Origin of the sequence: Rhizobium aouanii (assembly GCF_037002925.1) — a bacterium.
GTDB lineage: Bacteria > Pseudomonadota > Alphaproteobacteria > Rhizobiales > Rhizobiaceae > Rhizobium > Rhizobium aouanii.
Map to the genome: position 1 here is coordinate 1 of NZ_JBAMYD010000010.1, position 15,507 is coordinate 15,507.

At 61.5% G+C, this 15,507-nt stretch carries 13 protein-coding genes; 3 read left to right on the forward strand and 10 right to left on the reverse strand.

The window, feature by feature from the left end:
• On the forward strand, nucleotides 1-210 hold a 210-nt coding region (locus V8P77_RS18105; RefSeq protein WP_335913669.1), incomplete at its 5' end, for a hypothetical protein.
• Nucleotides 211-352: 142 nt separating this feature from the next.
• Nucleotides 353-2,293, forward strand: coding sequence for a M23 family metallopeptidase (locus V8P77_RS18110; protein ID WP_335913670.1), 1,941 nt, complete (start codon nucleotides 353-355; stop codon nucleotides 2,291-2,293).
• A 98-nt stretch (nucleotides 2,294-2,391) separates the two neighbouring features.
• Here the strand turns inward: V8P77_RS18110 and clpB are convergent, their stop codons facing one another.
• The 6 genes from clpB to V8P77_RS18140 form a co-directional block, all read right to left on the reverse strand.
• Nucleotides 2,392-4,992: an ATP-dependent chaperone ClpB gene (gene clpB, locus V8P77_RS18115; RefSeq protein ID WP_335913671.1), complete on the reverse strand. Its 2,601-nt coding sequence runs from the start codon at nucleotides 4,990-4,992 to the stop codon at nucleotides 2,392-2,394.
• A 251-nt stretch (nucleotides 4,993-5,243) separates the two neighbouring features.
• Nucleotides 5,244-6,011 (reverse strand): DUF4167 domain-containing protein, encoded by a 768-nt coding sequence (locus tag V8P77_RS18120; protein WP_335913672.1) that lies wholly within the window; start codon nucleotides 6,009-6,011, stop codon nucleotides 5,244-5,246.
• 342 nt (nucleotides 6,012-6,353) lie between these two features.
• Nucleotides 6,354-7,214, reverse strand: a complete 861-nt coding sequence (gene prmC, locus V8P77_RS18125; RefSeq protein WP_335913673.1) for a peptide chain release factor N(5)-glutamine methyltransferase — start codon at nucleotides 7,212-7,214, stop codon at nucleotides 6,354-6,356.
• On the reverse strand, nucleotides 7,211-8,290 hold the full coding sequence (gene prfA, locus V8P77_RS18130; RefSeq protein ID WP_168321122.1) for a peptide chain release factor 1: 1,080 nt from the start codon (nucleotides 8,288-8,290) through the stop codon (nucleotides 7,211-7,213). Before prfA ends, prmC begins: the two co-directional genes overlap by 4 nt.
• A 29-nt stretch (nucleotides 8,291-8,319) precedes the next feature.
• Nucleotides 8,320-10,587: a phosphoenolpyruvate--protein phosphotransferase gene (gene ptsP, locus V8P77_RS18135; RefSeq protein ID WP_162116761.1), complete on the reverse strand. Its 2,268-nt coding sequence runs from the start codon at nucleotides 10,585-10,587 to the stop codon at nucleotides 8,320-8,322.
• 89 nt (nucleotides 10,588-10,676) lie between these two features.
• The gene (locus V8P77_RS18140) at nucleotides 10,677-11,951 is read right to left on the reverse strand and encodes an aspartate kinase (protein ID WP_335913674.1); all 1,275 of its coding nucleotides are present in this window, start codon (nucleotides 11,949-11,951) and stop codon (nucleotides 10,677-10,679) included.
• 298 nt (nucleotides 11,952-12,249) lie between these two features.
• Between V8P77_RS18140 and ubiG the strand changes: the two genes are divergently transcribed.
• Nucleotides 12,250-12,996: a bifunctional 2-polyprenyl-6-hydroxyphenol methylase/3-demethylubiquinol 3-O-methyltransferase UbiG gene (ubiG, locus tag V8P77_RS18145; protein WP_335913675.1), complete on the forward strand. Its 747-nt coding sequence runs from the start codon at nucleotides 12,250-12,252 to the stop codon at nucleotides 12,994-12,996.
• 105 nt (nucleotides 12,997-13,101) lie between these two features.
• Here ubiG and V8P77_RS18150 read toward each other — a convergent pair whose 3' ends face one another.
• Genes V8P77_RS18150 through V8P77_RS18165 form a run of 4 tightly spaced genes read right to left on the reverse strand, consistent with a single transcriptional unit; the run spans nucleotide 13,102 to nucleotide 15,460 of the window.
• Entirely contained in the window at nucleotides 13,102-13,530 is a 429-nt protein-coding gene (locus V8P77_RS18150) for a DUF1178 family protein (RefSeq protein ID WP_335913676.1), read from the reverse strand.
• Nucleotides 13,527-14,384 carry a carbon-nitrogen hydrolase family protein gene (locus V8P77_RS18155; RefSeq protein WP_335913677.1) on the reverse strand — a complete coding sequence of 286 codons (858 nt, stop codon included), beginning with the start codon at nucleotides 14,382-14,384 and terminating at the stop codon, nucleotides 13,527-13,529. Before V8P77_RS18155 ends, V8P77_RS18150 begins: the two co-directional genes overlap by 4 nt.
• Nucleotides 14,385-14,394: 10 nt before the next feature.
• The gene (gene grxC, locus V8P77_RS18160; protein WP_025396171.1) at nucleotides 14,395-14,652 is read right to left on the reverse strand and encodes a glutaredoxin 3; all 258 of its coding nucleotides are present in this window, start codon (nucleotides 14,650-14,652) and stop codon (nucleotides 14,395-14,397) included.
• Between the two features lie 31 nt (nucleotides 14,653-14,683).
• Nucleotides 14,684-15,460 (reverse strand): ComF family protein, encoded by a 777-nt coding sequence (locus V8P77_RS18165; protein ID WP_335913843.1) that lies wholly within the window; start codon nucleotides 15,458-15,460, stop codon nucleotides 14,684-14,686.
• Between the last annotated feature and the right edge of the window lie 47 nt (nucleotides 15,461-15,507).

Here is a 15,507-nt window from a genome sequence, read left to right on the forward strand (position 1 = left end):
GCGCTTTTTGAAAAATTTGATTTTTCTTTCAAGATATTGTTTTTACAGGAAAAGTTTCGGACGACGCGCAAATGCGATCATTTCCCGGATTCCGACCGGCCTTACATGGCCACGAAAGATGAACGTCTTTCGACTTTTCGTGGAAAGAACGCTCTTTTGTCCCCTGCGCCCCGACATCATCACAATCTGCTGGTCTTAAGAGACACATGATTCACACAGGCAAATGCAGGCAGTCTGCCTTTTTCTGAGTGATTTGACTTCCATGCCCAAAATATGCACATCTTTCGCCCCACCAGGATGGCCGATACATGCTCCCACAGACGCCTGATGTAAGGACGCGGACCCGACTGCCATGATGACGGAGAAAATGATGATCCGCTCGTTAGGCAACGAGCCTCCGCTTCTGGCCGACGGCAGACGCGCACCCGACCGGCGCGAGGTTTCCTTGCGCTGGCTCTCGGGCACGTTCCTCACCGGCATTACATCATCCGTCCTAATGGGGGTTGCTCTTTTTGCCGCCCTTGACGGCCGCCAGCAATTGGCGATCCCCGCCGAAGCCTATGCAAGCGTTGCGGCAGACGCGCATGAGGATACGACAGTGGTCCGCGGTGGCCGGCTGATCGCGCCCGCCATCGCCGCAAAACCGTCCGACCGTGCCATCATGGAAGTCTCAACCGTCGTCCACGACGGCGAAAAGGAAGTCGTGCGCCGCCAGCCCTTCGCGCATGTGAAGATGACGCTGGCTGCCAACCATGTGGCGACAGAGGACTATCCGGACTTCGATCCTCTGGCGATCTTTTCCGCAGACGAGCCGCAGCCCGCGCCGCAAAGCCGCACAGGCGCGCTTTACGGCTCCGACGTCGAATCCGAAGTCAGCCTGAAGACCATTCCCTTCCCGACCGGCAAGACCAGCATGCAGATGGCATCCGGCCTGTCGCTTGAGGAGGTCGAAGAGAACGTGCGCTCCAACGGCTCGGTGTTGACGGACGGCAACACGCAGCTCGCAGCCCTTTATTACGTCGATCCGCGTCGTTTCTCCAACGAGGACGCCGATGTCGATCTGACTGCCGGTCTGTCCGCACGCGTGCTCGAACAGAACATGACGGTCTCCGCATCGGAATCGATCACGCCGCAGACCGAAGAATTCGCCGACGATATCCTGCCGGTGCGCGTCGACACGCCGATCGCCAAGGCGTTGACGGATTCTGGCTATCCGCAGCAATATGCCGATGGCATTGCCGGCTATATCGCGCAGCAATTGGGTTCTGGTGATCTCGACAAGGGCGATGTGCTGCGCATCGGCATCATTCAGAAGGGCGAACAGGCAAAGATCATCCGAGCCAGCGTCTATCGCGACACGCGCCATCTCGTCACCGTAGCCGTCGACGACAAGGGCAGATATGTGCCCGGCAGCGAGCCGCCGATGTTGGATGCCATCGCCACCGCCTTCGATGACAATTCCTTCGCACCGCCCCCCGGCCAGAACCTGCCGCGCGTCTATGACGGCATCTATCGTGCTGCCCTTTCCTACGGCATGACCAGGGATATGACGGCGCTGATCATCAAGCTGCTCGCCAGCAATGTCGATTTCCAGGCGCAGCTGAGGCCGACCGACAGTCTCGAGGCCTTCTTCTCCGTCGCCGACAGCGCCGGTCAGGCGACCGAGGATTCCGAACTGCTCTATGTCAACGCCCGTTTCGGCGATACGCAGACGCGCTTCTACCGTTTCCAGGACCCCGACGACGGCACGGTCGATTATTTTGACGAGAACGGCAAGAGCATCCGCCAGTTCCTGCTGCGCAACCCGGTGCCGAACGGCATTTTCAAATCGGGCTTCGGAATGCGCCGCCACCCGATCCTCGGTTTCGCCCGCATGCACACCGGCGTCGATTGGGCGGCGCCGCGCGGCACGGCGATCATCGCCGCAGGCAACGGCACGGTCGAAAAAGCCGGCTGGGATTCCGGCGGTTATGGCAACCAGACGATCGTGCGCCATGCCAACGGCTATGAATCCTCCTACAATCACCAGAGCGCCATTGCCAAGGGCGTCGTTCCCGGTGCCAAGATCCGCCAGGGCCAGGTGATCGGCTGGGTCGGCACGACGGGCGAATCCACCGGCCCGCACCTGCATTACGAGCTGATCGTCAACGGCACCAAGGTCGATCCGCTGCGTATCCGCCTGCCGGGCGGCAAATCGCTACAGGGCGAGGCGCTGGCGAAATTCGAAGACGAGCGCAAGCGCATCGATACGCTGCTGAACAACCAGACGCCAGACCAGGTGGCGAGCAAGTAGCGTTCATCTAATCTGCTTCGCCTCCAACAGACGCCCCGGCCACCCAACGAAAAATGGCGGCCGAAGCCGCCATTTCTCATTCATCCGGCAAACTGGATTTACGCCGCTTCGCTCACCGTCTGCCTCGTCCTGAACTGCAGCCGGTCCGAACCGCTCGTCACCGTCACCGTCGATCCGTCCGGCACCTGGCCGGACAGGATCTGTTCGGCCAGCGGATCCTGCACGAACTTCTGGATCACCCGCTTCAGCGGCCTTGCACCGTAGACCGGATCGTAACCCTTGTTTGCCAGCCAGTGACGGGCTTCCTCGTCGAGATCGATGACGATCTTGCGCTCGGACAGCAGAGCCACCAGCCGCTTCAGCTGGATATCGACGATCGCGCCCATCTCCTCGCGCTTCAGGCGATGGAAGAGGATGATCTCGTCGATGCGATTCAGGAATTCCGGCCGGAAATGTCCGCGCACGACCTCCATCACCTGCTCGCGAACCGTGTCGCTGTCGTCGCCGTCCCTCAGCTGCGTCAGATATTCGGCGCCGAGGTTCGAGGTCATGATGATCATCGTGTTGCAAAAATCGACCGTCCGGCCCTGGCCGTCCGTCAGACGTCCGTCGTCCAGCACCTGCAGCAGGATGTTGAAGACGTCGGGATGCGCCTTTTCGATCTCGTCGAACAGCACGACCTGATAGGGCCTGCGGCGCACGGCTTCCGTCAACGCTCCGCCTTCGTCATAGCCGACATAGCCGGGAGGTGCTCCGATCAGCCGGGCAACGGAGTGCTTCTCCATATATTCCGACATGTCCATGCGCACCATCGCCGTTTCGTCGTCGAAGAGGAAGCGGGCGAGCGCCTTGGTGAGCTCCGTCTTGCCGACGCCGGTCGGGCCGAGGAAGATGAACGAGCCGATCGGCCGGTTCGGATCCTGCAGGCCGGCACGCGCGCGGCGAACGGCGCGCGACACGGCCTGAACCGCATCACCCTGCCCGATCACCGATTTCGCCAGCTCGTCTTCCATCCGAAGCAGCTTGTCGCGTTCGCCCTCCAGCATCCTGTCGACCGGAATGCCGGTCCAGCGGGACACGACATGGGCGATGTTGTCGGGGATGACCACCTCCTGCACCATCGCGCCGCGGTCGCCATCCTGCTTCTCGGCATCGACGAGCTGCTTTTCAAGGTCCGGAATGACACCGTAGGTCAGCTCGCCGGCACGCTGGAATTCGCCTTTGCGCTGGGCGATCGCCAGTTCATTGCGGGCATCATCGAGCTGCTTCTTGAGATCGGCGGCAAGGCCGAGCTTCTGCTTTTCCGCCTGCCAGCGGGCCGTCAGCGCATCGGCCTGCTCCTCGAGATCGGTCACTTCGGTTTCCAGCCGCTTCAGACGGTCGGCGGACGCGACGTCCGTTTCCTTTTTCAGCGCTTCGCGTTCGATCTTCAGCTGCATGATGCGACGGTCGAGTTCGTCGAGTTCTTCCGGCTTGGAATCCACCTGCATACGCAACCGCGCCGCCGCCTCGTCCATCAGGTCGATCGCCTTGTCGGGCAGGAAACGGTCGGTGATATAGCGGTTGGAAAGCGTTGCAGCCGCCACCAGCGCCGCATCGGCGATGCGCACCTTGTGATGCTGCTCGTATTTTTCCTTCAGGCCGCGCAGGATCGAGATCGTGTCTTCGACCGTCGGCTCGTCGACGACGACGGGTTGGAAGCGGCGGGCAAGTGCCGGATCCTTCTCGACATGTTTGCGATATTCATCGAGCGTGGTCGCGCCGACGCAATGCAGCTCGCCACGGGCAAGGGCGGGCTTCAGCAGGTTGGAGGCATCCATCGCCCCATCCGCCTTGCCAGCGCCGACCAGCGTATGCATCTCGTCGATGAACAGGATGATCTCGCCGTTTTCCGCCTGGACTTCATTGAGCACGGCCTTCAGCCGCTCTTCGAATTCGCCGCGGTATTTCGCGCCGGCAATCAGCGCGCCCATATCGAGCGCCATCAGCTTCTTGTCCTTGAGCGATTCCGGTACGTCCCCGTTGACGATGCGTAGCGCCAAGCCCTCGACGATCGCCGTCTTGCCGACGCCGGGTTCGCCGATCAGCACAGGATTGTTCTTGGTGCGGCGCGAAAGCACCTGGATGGTGCGGCGGATTTCGTCGTCGCGGCCGATCACCGGGTCGAGCTTGCCCTCGCGGGCTTCGGCGGTGAGATCGCGTGCGAACTTTTTCAGCGAGTCGAAACCCTGCTCGGCATTGGAGGAATCCGCCGTCCGACCCTTGCGGATGTCGTTGATGACCTGGTTGAGGCCCTGGGCCGTCACGCCTGCGTTTTTCAGCGTCGAAAACGTCGAGGCCGAGGATTCGATCGCCAGCGCCTGCAGCAGGCGCTCGACCGTGACAAAGCTGTCGCCGGCCTTCTTCGCCGCTTCTTCGGCGGTCGAAAGCACCTTGGCGAGCGGTTGTGCCAGATAGATGTTTCCGTTGCCGCCGGAGATCTTCGGCAATTTGGCGAGAGCCGCGTCATTGGCCAGGCGGGCGGCCTTGGCATCGCCGCCGGCGCGCTCGATCAGCGACGCCGCCATGCCCTGATCGTCGTCGAGCAGGACTTTCAGCACATGTTCCGGCGTAAATTGCTGGTGACCCTGCGCCAGCGCGTAGGTCTGGGCGGACTGGATGAAACCGCGCACCCGCTCCGAATATTTCTCGATATTCATATTCTACCTCCATGGATCGCCCTGCCCTGACGAGGCGCAGACCGATGATTGAGATCGACCCCCTGAAAAGGCAGGCCGCGCTTTGCCCGGCTGGGATTCGGGCGAAGCAGTTCGAAGAGAATATGGTAGCCTGTTCTGCGAGTTTAAAGAGCCCATAAAATGAAAATCCCCGGCACAAGGCCGGGGATTTTCAAGCTAATTCGAGTAGATGGCATGACCGTCACGCTCTCCCCTGAAGGGAAGCGAAATCCTCATTCCGAGGCGACGTCAGCCAGCACCGGCGCCTCGGCAGAGGCGCCCTCGCCTTCAGCGGCGGCTTCTTCGCCCTCAGCACCGCGACGCGGGCGACGGGGACGGCTGCCGGTGCTGCGGCGGCGGGGCTGGCGTTCGCGCGGCTGGCCGCCGGCACCTTCCTCGTCCATCGCGACTTCGGCAGGAATGCCTTCGATCTCCGGCTGCGGGCCGGTTCCATCGATGACCTCGGACTGGGGTGCCGGTGCAGGCGCCTGAGCGGCTACCGGCTTCGGCTGTGCCTGCGGCTGGTGCTGTCTGCTCTGCTGCGGCTGGTGCGGCCTGCTCTGCGGCGGCTGGACGATAACGACATCGTCGCCGTCATTGTCATTCTCATTCTCATTGTTGTCCATATCGTCGCCGTCGCGGTCCGCACCGTCGCGGTCATTGTACTCGCCGCGGTCGTCGCGCTGGAAGCGTTCCTGCATCTGCGCCTGCGCGCTGGCAATGATACGATTATAATGTTCGGCGTGCTGGAGATAGTTCTCGGCCATCACGCGGTCGCCGGAGCTTTGGGCGTCGCGGGCGAGCTGCGCGTACTTTTCGGCGACATGCTGCGCAGTACCGCGAATCTTCACATCGGGGCCGGAGCTGTCATAGGACCGGGTTAGCGGATTGCCGCCCTTGCGGTTGAAATTGTTGTTATTGCTATTTCCACCGCCGCCACCGCCGCCGTTATTATTGTTACCACGCCCTCGACCGCGCTTGTTCTGCTGTCCTGGCCTCATAGATCGTTCACCTGAATTCTCTGTTTGTGATGGATACATGGCACCAACCGCCATGACCGGAAAACCGGATCAAGACCTTTGTGCCGCGAGCATACTGCGCCTTTGCGCCGACCTGCCGCTTGGTTCTCAAGTCAGTTTGACTGATTCACGCATTGGGTCGTGTTCAACCGTTGAAACTCTCGTTTAAAAGAGCGGACCCCCGAGGCAAACCAAGTACCGAACGAATCTCGTTCATTCCTATCTGCCCAACACGTGACCGCAACCTATATTGCTTCACCGGGAAATCCAAGCCTTTTCTTCGCAATAACAATAATGTCTCGTCCAATGCCGCATTATCGTCTTTCACGCGAGCGCGAACATGAGCACCCTGTCGTTCTGACCATAATCTTTCACGGATTTGAGGCACCTGAAGCCTTTCGCTTCAAAGATCGCCGTCACGTCGTTTCGCTGATCGTAGCCGATCTCCAGTCCGACGACCCCATCGGGCCTGATGAACCTTGCCGCATCCTTGGCTATGGCTTTGTAGGCGTCAAGCCCATCCGGGCCGCCATCCAGAGCCGCAGCCGGATCAAATTTGGTCACTTCGGGAGCGAGATCGTGAATGACATTGGAAGCAATATAGGGCGGATTTGAGACAATCGCGTGAAAGGATCCCTGGATGTCCTCGAACCAATTCGACTGTACGGCCTCAAAACGATCCTGCAATCCGTTTCTTTCTGCATTCGATCTTGCCGTCAAAAGTGCATCCGCCGATATGTCGCTGCCGACACCCGATGCTTCAGGACATTCGCTCAAAAGCGCAAGGCATATCGCCCCGGTCCCGGTTCCCATGTCAAGGATATGGAGACGGCTTTGCGCCTTTGCAAGGTCTTTGAGATAGATCAGAACCGTATCGACCAGAATTTCCGTATCCGGCCGCGGCTCCAGCGTTTCCGCCGAGAGCCGAAGCGGCAAGCCATAAAACTCCCGCTCGCCAAGTATGCGATGCACCGGCTCATGGCAGAGGCGCCGTTCCAACGCATTGAAAATCATCTCTGCCTCTTCCGGTGAAAGCCTCTCGGCCGATCGCGTCAACAGCTCGGTCGGCGATAGTGTCAGAAGGCCCGCGACAAGCAGCCGCGCATCGGTCGCCGGGTCGACGATACCTGCTTCTGTGAAGCGACGGCGCGCTTCAGCAAGCATATCGGCGACCGTCGAACTCATTGTTGCTCGCCGAGCTGCGCCAACTGGCTGGCCTGGTAATCGGCCATCAGCGCGTCGACGACCTCCTCGATCTCGCCTTCCATCATCCGGTCGAGCTTATAGAGCGTCAGATTGATGCGATGGTCCGTCACCCGTCCCTGCGGGAAATTATAGGTGCGGATACGCTCCGAGCGGTCACCGGAGCCGACCTGGCTCTTGCGATCGGCAGAGCGCTCGCTGTCAGCTCTCTGCCGCTCGGCGTCATAGAGCCTGGAACGCAGCACCTGCATCGCCTTGGCGCGATTCTGGTGTTGCGATTTTTCCGAACTGGTGACGACGATACCGCTCGGCAGGTGGGTGATGCGCACCGCCGAGTCCGTCGTATTGACGTGCTGGCCGCCCGCACCCGAAGAGCGCATCGTGTCGATGCGGATATCTTCAGCCCGGATCTCGATGTCGATCTCCTCGGCCTCCGGCAGCACCGCAACCGTTGCGGCCGAAGTATGGATACGCCCGCCCGCCTCGGTTTCCGGCACGCGTTGCACGCGATGCACGCCGGATTCGAATTTCAGCTTGGCAAAGACACCCCTGCCGGTGATCGTCGCGATGATTTCCTTATAGCCGCCGGCTTCGCCCTCGCTCGCCGAGAGCACCTCCACCTTCCAGCCTTTCTCCGCCGCAAAACGCTCGTACATGCGAAACAGATCACCAGCGAAAAGGGCCGCTTCCGAGCCGCCCGTGCCGGCGCGGATTTCGAGGATCGCGCTCTTTTCGTCGGCTGCGTCCTTCGGCAGAAGCAGGATCTGCATCTCCTGCTCAAGCGCCTCAATCTGTTCCTTCACCTCGGGCAGCTCGAGCTCGGCAAGGTCGCGCATCTCGCGGTCGACCGACCTGTCCTCGATCAGCGTTTCAAGATCGGCAAGCTCGGCGACCGCCTTCTCATAGACGCGGATCTTCGTCACGACAGGCTGCAGCTCGGAATATTCGGATGCGAGCTTCACATAGACATCGGCCGCCGGGCCAGCCGACATGCGCGCCTCGATCTCGCCGAAACGGCGTTCCAGTTCGCGCATCTTTTCAACGGGAAGCTTCGCCACCCTTCACTCCGATTCTTCTTAATCTCTGTCTAAAGGGGAATATTGTGGCTCTCGGCGAAGCGGGCAAGCACCTCGCGCATCGGCATCAAGGCGTGGTGATCGTCCAACACCTCGTCCATCGCCTTCGTCAGTGCCCCGACATCGAGCCCGAGCAGCATCGCCTTCACCGGTCCGATCGAGGCCGGCGACATCGAGATCGAGCGGAAGCCGATGCCGAGCAGCGCCATCGCCGAGATCGGTTTGCTGGCGAGCTCGCCGCAGAGCGTCACCGGTGTCTTGTTCCGGTCCGCGCCGCGCACGATATCGCGCAGTATGCGCAAGAACGGCTTGCCGAGCGGATCGAAGCGGTCCGAAACCCGCGCATTGCCGCGATCGACCGCCATCGAGAACTGGAAGAGATCGTTCGAACCGACCGAGACGAAATCGACCGCCTCCATCAGTTCGTCGAGCTGCCAAAGCAGTGCCGGCACCTCCAGCATCGCCCCGAATTGCAGCTTGCGCGGCAGTCCGTGGCCGAAACGCGAGAGGTGCTGCACTTCCTTCTGCAAGAGCTCGCGCACCATCCTCAGCTCGGAAACCTCGGTCACCATCGGCACCATCAGCTTCAGCTCGGTGTCGGCCGATGCCTTCAGCAGGGCGCGCAACTGGGTGCGCAACAACCCCGGCCGGTCGAGCGACAACCGGATGGCGCGCCAGCCGAGGGCGGGATTTTCTTCCTCATGGCCACGGAAATACGGCACGACCTTGTCGCCGCCGATATCGAGCGTGCGGAAGGTGACGGTGCGGCCCGCCGCCTGCTTTATCACATTGCGGTAGAACTGCTCCTGCTCCTCCGCCTTCGGCATGGTGGAGGCGATCATGAACTGCAGCTCGGTGCGGAACAGGCCGATCCCCTCGGCGCCCGATTCCGAAAGCTGCGGCAGGTCGACCAGCAGGCCGGCATTCATCATCAGCGCGATCCGCTGCCCATCCTTGGTCACCGGCTCGACGGCGCGCAACGCCCGGAACTGCTCCTGCCGTCTGGCGCGGAAGCGAACCTTTTCCTCGTAGGAGCGCCGGTGATCGGCCATCGGCCGCAGATGCACATGTCCCTCGTCGGCGTCGATGATGACAGCATCGCCGTTCTCAGCGAGCGCCACCACGCCCGCCGCCTGGCCGATGACGGGAATGCCCATGGCGCGGGCGACGATTACCACGTGGCTCGTCACCGCCCCTTCTTCCAGCACCAGCCCACGGACATTAGAACGCGGATAATCGAGCAGTTCGGCCGCCCCCATCGCGCGCGCCAGGATAATTGCGTCGCTGGGGAAACCTTCGGCGGTCGTCCGGCCGGTATAACCGGTCAACTGTCTGAGCAGCCGGTTCGCCAGATCCTCGAAGTCATGCATGCGTTCGCGCAGATAAGGGTCGGTCAACCGCATCATCCGCGCTTTGGTGTCGCTCTGCACCTTCTCGACCGCCGCTTCCGCCGTCAGGCCGTTGCGGATCGCTTCCTCAAGCTTGCGCACCCAGCCCTGGTCATGCGCGAACATGCGATAGGTTTCGAGCACCTCGCGGTGTTCGCCCTCCATCGACACGTCGCGACGCGACAGCATGTCGTCGATCGAAATCCTGAGCGAGCCCATGGCTTCGGCCAGCCGCCGGATTTCCTTCTCGGCATCTTCGTTCAACAGGTTGGTGACGACGATGCGCGGCTCGTGCAGCACGACATAACCGAGGCCGATGCCGTCATTATAAGTGTCGCCATCAACAGTCACCGAACGCGTCAGGTCGAGTTCGAGGCCCGGCTTGGTGATTTTCTTGAGCTCGCCGGTGGCGATCATCTCTGCAAGCACCATCGCCGTCGTCTCGAGCGCTTCCACCTCTTCCTCGCGATAGTTGCGGCTCGCCTTGTTCTGCACGACGAGAACACCGAGCGAGCGCCCGGTTCTCAGGATCGGCACGCCGAGGAAGGAATGGTAGATTTCTTCGCCCGTTTCCGGCAGGTAGCGGAAGGCAGGGTGCGACTGCGCGTCGGAAAGGTTCAACGGCTGGGCCGAGGCCGCGATGGTGCCGACTAGGCCTTGCCCCATCTTCAATTGCGCCAGGTGCACCGCCTCGCGGTTGAGGCCTTCGGTCGCGTAGAGTTCGAGTACGCCGTCGGCGCGCAGCACATAGACGGAGCAAACCTCCGCCACCATGTTGCCGGCGATCTGGCGAACGATCCGGTCAAGGCGCTCCTGCGGCTCCAGCGGCTCCGCCATCAACTCGCGCAGCCGCCTGAGCAGCACGCGCGGACCGCCGGAAAGGTCTCTCATGGCGTCTCAAGCTCCCGAAACAACGCACTTAGTCCCCGGCGGGCCGGCCTCATCTCCTCAACCTGAAGGGGCAGGCCGCCCGCTGGGAATCAATTCTTATCCAGACCGTAGCAGGAATGCAAAGTCCTGACAGCGAGTTCTGCATAGGGACCGTCGATCAGGATGGAAATCTTGATCTCGGAGGTGGTGATCGCCTTGATGTTGATGCCTTTTTCGGCAAGTGCACGAAATGCGGTAGCGGCAACGCCCGCATGGCTGCGCATGCCGATACCGATGACCGATACTTTCACCAGCCCCGATTCGTTCTGCACGACATCGTAGCCGATCTTCTCCTTATGGTCGCCGAGCACCTTGATCGCCTTCTCGACGTCGCCTGACGGTACGGTGAAGGTCATGTCGGTCTTCGACCCGTCCTCGGAAATATTCTGGACGATCATGTCGACATTGATATGGGATTCGGCGAGCGGCCCGAAGATCGCCGCGGAGACGCCCGGCCGGTCGGCAAGACGGCGAAGCGAGATCTGAGCCTCATCCTTGGCATAGGCGATGCCGGTGACTACTTCCTGTTCCACGATTTCATCCTCGTCACAAATCAGCGTTCCGGGCGGGTTCAGCAGATCGCCCATGCCCGGAGCATCGGGATCTTCGAATGATGAGCGCACGAAGGTGCGCACCTTATGTACCATGGCAAGCTCGACCGAGCGCACCTGTAGTACCTTGGCGCCGAGCGAGGCCATTTCCAGCATTTCCTCAAAGGCGATCTTCTTCAGCCTGCGCGCCTTCGGCACGATGCGCGGGTCGGTCGTGTAGACGCCGTCGACATCGGTATAGATATCACAGCGATCCGCCTTGACAGCTGCCGCGATTGCAACGGCCGAAGTGTCCGATCCGCCGCGCCCCAGCGTCGCGATCCGGTTGTCGGGTCCCAATCCCTGGAAACCGGAGATCACGGCGACCTGCCCCTCGCCCATCCGTTTGACGATGTCGGAGCCGTCGATCTCCATGATCCGTGCCGCGCCATGCGCATTGTCGGTGCGGATCGGGATCTGCCATCCCTGCCAGGAACGCGCGTTGATATCCATCGCCTGCAATGCGATCGCCAGCAGCCCGGATGTCACTTGCTCGCCGGATGCGACCACCGCATCATATTCCCGCGCATCGTAAAATGGAGAATTGGCGCCGACCACCTTCGGCGTGCCCTGGACCCAGCCGACCAGTTCATTGGTCTTGCCGGACATGGCCGAGACGACCACCGCCACCTCGTGCCCGGCATCGACTTCGCGTTTTACGTGGCGGGCGACGTTCTTGATGCGGTCCAGGTCAGCGACGGACGTGCCGCCGAATTTCATTACGATGCGTGCCATATGCCTCTACCACGACTGGCGCCGGGAAAGCGGAAACCCGGACCCGGCATCACGAAAGCTCTGGGGCAGACCGCTTGGGCCAGAGAGCCGGATTCCCAACTTCCGGAACAGCTCTAAAAGCCCAGGCCCCAAAGGCCCCAAGTTGCGGCGTCTCTTAGCGAGTTTGGCGGGGGGAGGCAAGCGCATGCGATAAAAGCTGTTGGCGAGCAGTTCCGGGCTCGCCAGTCCACTGATCTGCGCCCCTTGACTTATGTCCCCGATCGTCCGACTTCACATGTCACGAATGAAGGAGAGGACGATGACGGAAACCGCCAAAAGCACGATCGACCAGGGCGAAGTGGACCGCTTCTCGGCGATGGCGGCGGAATGGTGGAGCCCGACCGGCAAGTTCAAACCACTGCACAAGTTCAATCCCGTCCGGCTCGCCTATATCCGCGACAAGGCCTGCGAGAATTTCAGCCGTGATCCGAAAAGCCCCCGCCCGCTCGAGGGTCTGCGCGTGCTCGATATCGGCTGCGGCGGCGGCCTGTTGTCTGAACCTGTCGCCCGCATGGGCGCTTCCGTCGTCGGCGCCGATCCATCCGAGAAGAATATCGGCATCGCCTCCACCCATGCGAAGGCCTCCGGCGTTTCGGTCGACTATCGCGCCGTCACGGCCGAGGAACTCACTGAGGCTGGCGAGACCTTCGATATCGTCTTGAACATGGAAGTTGTCGAGCACGTCGCGGATGTCGAATTCTTCATGACCACCTGCGCGAAAATGGTCCGCCCCGGCGGCCTGATCTTCGTTGCCACCATCAACCGCACGATGAAGGCGGCAGCGCTTGCCATCTTCGCCGCCGAGAACATTCTACGCTGGCTGCCGCGCGGCACGCATCATTATGAAAAGCTGGTACGCCCGGAAGAACTGGAAAAACCGCTGGTGGCGAACGGCCTTGAGATCACCGACCGCACCGGCGTCTTCTTCAATCCGCTGTCGAACCAGTGGAACCTGTCTAAGGATATGGACGTAAATTATATGCTGCTGGCAAAGCGGCCGGCATAGTTCCCGCCGCCAGTAAGCCGGCTACACTTTCAGCAGTGCGACATGCAGGCAGCAGTGCGACATGCCGGCCGAAATTGCAGACAGCCAGACGCTCGGACTGCATGATCAGTTTACGTCCTCCGGCAAAACGGGAATGGCCGCGATCTCGATGCCTTCTTCCAAGAGCGCCTGCGCCTCATCGACCGTCGCCTGGCCGATGATGCCGCGGGCATCCGCCTCACCGTAATGGATCTTGCGGGCTTCCTCGGGAAACTGCGTGCCGACGTCCTCGGAATTGGCCTTGACCGCCGCAACGGCCTCCTTGAGTTTTTGCAGTGCCTCGCGGCGCATGGCATCCATCGCCAGCGTCTGCATCTTGCCTTTCCCACGCGCGGTCGACACCGACGGCGCCATCAACAGCTTGGAAATGGCGGCGGAATGACAGACCGGGCAGGTCAGGAAACCGGTTTCGACCTGACGGTCGAAATCGGCGCTTTCCGAAAACCAGCCTTCGAATTCATGGGCATTGTCACAGGTGAGGGAATAGCGGATCAAGCGGCGACGCCTCCGGCGACTGCCCCCGCAATCTTCTCGACCGAGAATTCCCGGCCATTCCGCAGGTTCGGGATCTTGTCATGTGCGGCCTTGACTGCGGCGGGATCGATCTCGGCGACGATGACCGCCTCGCCGGCGGCGCCGGCCGACGCCAGCACCGTGCCCCAGGGATCGACGATCATCGAATGGCCGAAGGTCTCGCGCCCGTCCTCGTGCCGGCCGGCCTGCGCGGCGGCGATGACGAAGACCCCGTTTTCGATCGCGCGTGCCCTGAGCAGGATCTCCCAATGCGCCTCGCCAGTCTGCTTGGTGAAGGCGGCAGGAACTGTCATCACCTCGGCGCCGGCAACGGCCTGGGCGCGGAAGAGTGCGGGAAACCGCACGTCGTAGCAGATCGTAAAGCCCATTTCGGCAAAGGGCAGCGACAGGACGCGGGCCTCCGAGCCGGCTGTATAGGCGGCACTTTCACGCCAGCTCTCGCCATTGTCGAGGTCGACGTCGAACATATGGATCTTGTCGTAGCGATTGAGAATCCTGCCGTCGGGACCGAACAGGAAACCGCGATTGGCAATCTTGCCGTCGGCAAGGGCGATCGCCGTAGAACCGACATGCATGTGGAGGCCGAGTTCCCTAGCGAGCTCTGAGCCGGTCTTGACGATGATGTCATGCCCCTCGTCGGCAAGCACGGAGCGTGCCGCTGTACGGTCGCGCTGCAGCATGCCGGTCATCTCGGGCGTCTGCACATAGGTCGCGCCCTGGCCAGCGGCCTCGCGCACCAGCCGTGCCATGGCGGCGGCATTCTTCACCGGATCGACCCCGGAGCACATCTGAACGGCGGCGGCCTTGAAGCTCATCGGTTCTTCCTCAGGCTGCCAGCATCGGATCGAGCTTGCCGGCCCGATCGAGCGCAAAGAGATCGTCGCAACCGCCGACATGATCGGCGCCGATGAAGATCTGCGGAAAAGTGGTACGCCCGTTCGACTTGCCGATCATCTCCTGGCGAAGATCCGGCGAAAAGGTCGCGTCGTGCTCGACATATTCGACGCCCTTTTCTTCGAGAAGGGACTTGGCGCGGCTGCAATAGCCGCAAAACTGCCGTGTATAGATGGTGACGGGTACCATGATCTCTCCAGACCGATGCCGGGTATTTCTGTCATATAGGCTCGGGGAGAGCCCTTGCAAAGGTCAAAACCGTTATCTCAGCCGCACCCGCCTTGCGCAGTGCCCGGCTTGCCGCAGCGACGGTCGCCCCTGTTGTATAGACGTCGTCGATAAGGACGATACGCTTGCCGAAAATGTCGTTTTCGCAACCCTTGGCGATCGCGAAAGCGCCCCTGACATTGTCTTCGCGCGCCTTCGCGCCGAGGCCGACTTGCTGGCTGGTGCGCTTGACGCGAACGAGTGTGGCGGCCAGCAGCGGTTTGCCCGAAAGCCTTGCCATATGGCGGGCAAGTTCGGCGGCCTGATTGAACTTGCGTGACAGCATGCGGGTGCGGTGCAGCGGCACCGGGATCAGCGCATCGCAGCTTTCGACCGTCCCGTCGGAAGCGCGCAGCATCCAGGCTGCCATCATCGGCGCCAGATCGGTGCGGTCGCGATATTTCAGCCCATGGACGAGATCACGGACCGCATGGTCGTGCGTTGCCGCCGACCGCAGCCGGTCGAAGGGCGGCGGGTTGGCGATCGCCTCGGCGCTGAGGATGCCGGCGCCGAGATCGTGCGAGAAGGGAATGCCGAGCACCTCGCAATAGGGTCGTTCGATGAAGCGGATACCGGACCAGCATTTCGCGCAGAGCCCGCGATGGCCGCCGGTCGAAATGCCGCAGACGGAACAGGCGGGCGGATAAAAGAAATCGGCAAGCGCCGAAAACGGCCGCAACAGATGCGCCCGCAAGAACTCTACCGGTCTTTCGAAATCGATTGGCACCATGCGGCAGAGACTAGCGCGTTCCACTCGAAAGGAAAATCGCCTTGCCG

What these genes read in the sequence shown, in the direction of transcription:
- V8P77_RS18110 (WP_335913670.1), top strand. Translation starts at nt 353, where the DNA reads ATGATGACGGAGAAAATGATGATCCGCTCGTTAGGCAACGAGCCTCCG.
- clpB (WP_335913671.1), bottom strand. Translation starts at nt 4,992, where the DNA reads ATGAATATCGAGAAATATTCGGAGCGGGTGCGCGGTTTCATCCAGTCC.
- V8P77_RS18120 (WP_335913672.1), bottom strand. Translation starts at nt 6,011, where the DNA reads ATGAGGCCAGGACAGCAGAACAAGCGCGGTCGAGGGCGTGGTAACAAT.
- prmC (WP_335913673.1), bottom strand. Translation starts at nt 7,214, where the DNA reads ATGAGTTCGACGGTCGCCGATATGCTTGCTGAAGCGCGCCGTCGCTTC.
- ptsP (WP_162116761.1), bottom strand. Translation starts at nt 10,587, where the DNA reads ATGAGAGACCTTTCCGGCGGTCCGCGCGTGCTGCTCAGGCGGCTGCGC.
- V8P77_RS18140 (WP_335913674.1), bottom strand. Translation starts at nt 11,951, where the DNA reads ATGGCACGCATCGTAATGAAATTCGGCGGCACGTCCGTCGCTGACCTG.
- ubiG (WP_335913675.1), top strand. Translation starts at nt 12,250, where the DNA reads ATGACGGAAACCGCCAAAAGCACGATCGACCAGGGCGAAGTGGACCGC.
- V8P77_RS18155 (WP_335913677.1), bottom strand. Translation starts at nt 14,384, where the DNA reads ATGAGCTTCAAGGCCGCCGCCGTTCAGATGTGCTCCGGGGTCGATCCG.
- grxC (WP_025396171.1), bottom strand. Translation starts at nt 14,652, where the DNA reads ATGGTACCCGTCACCATCTATACACGGCAGTTTTGCGGCTATTGCAGC.
- V8P77_RS18165 (WP_335913843.1), bottom strand. Translation starts at nt 15,460, where the DNA reads ATGGTGCCAATCGATTTCGAAAGACCGGTAGAGTTCTTGCGGGCGCAT.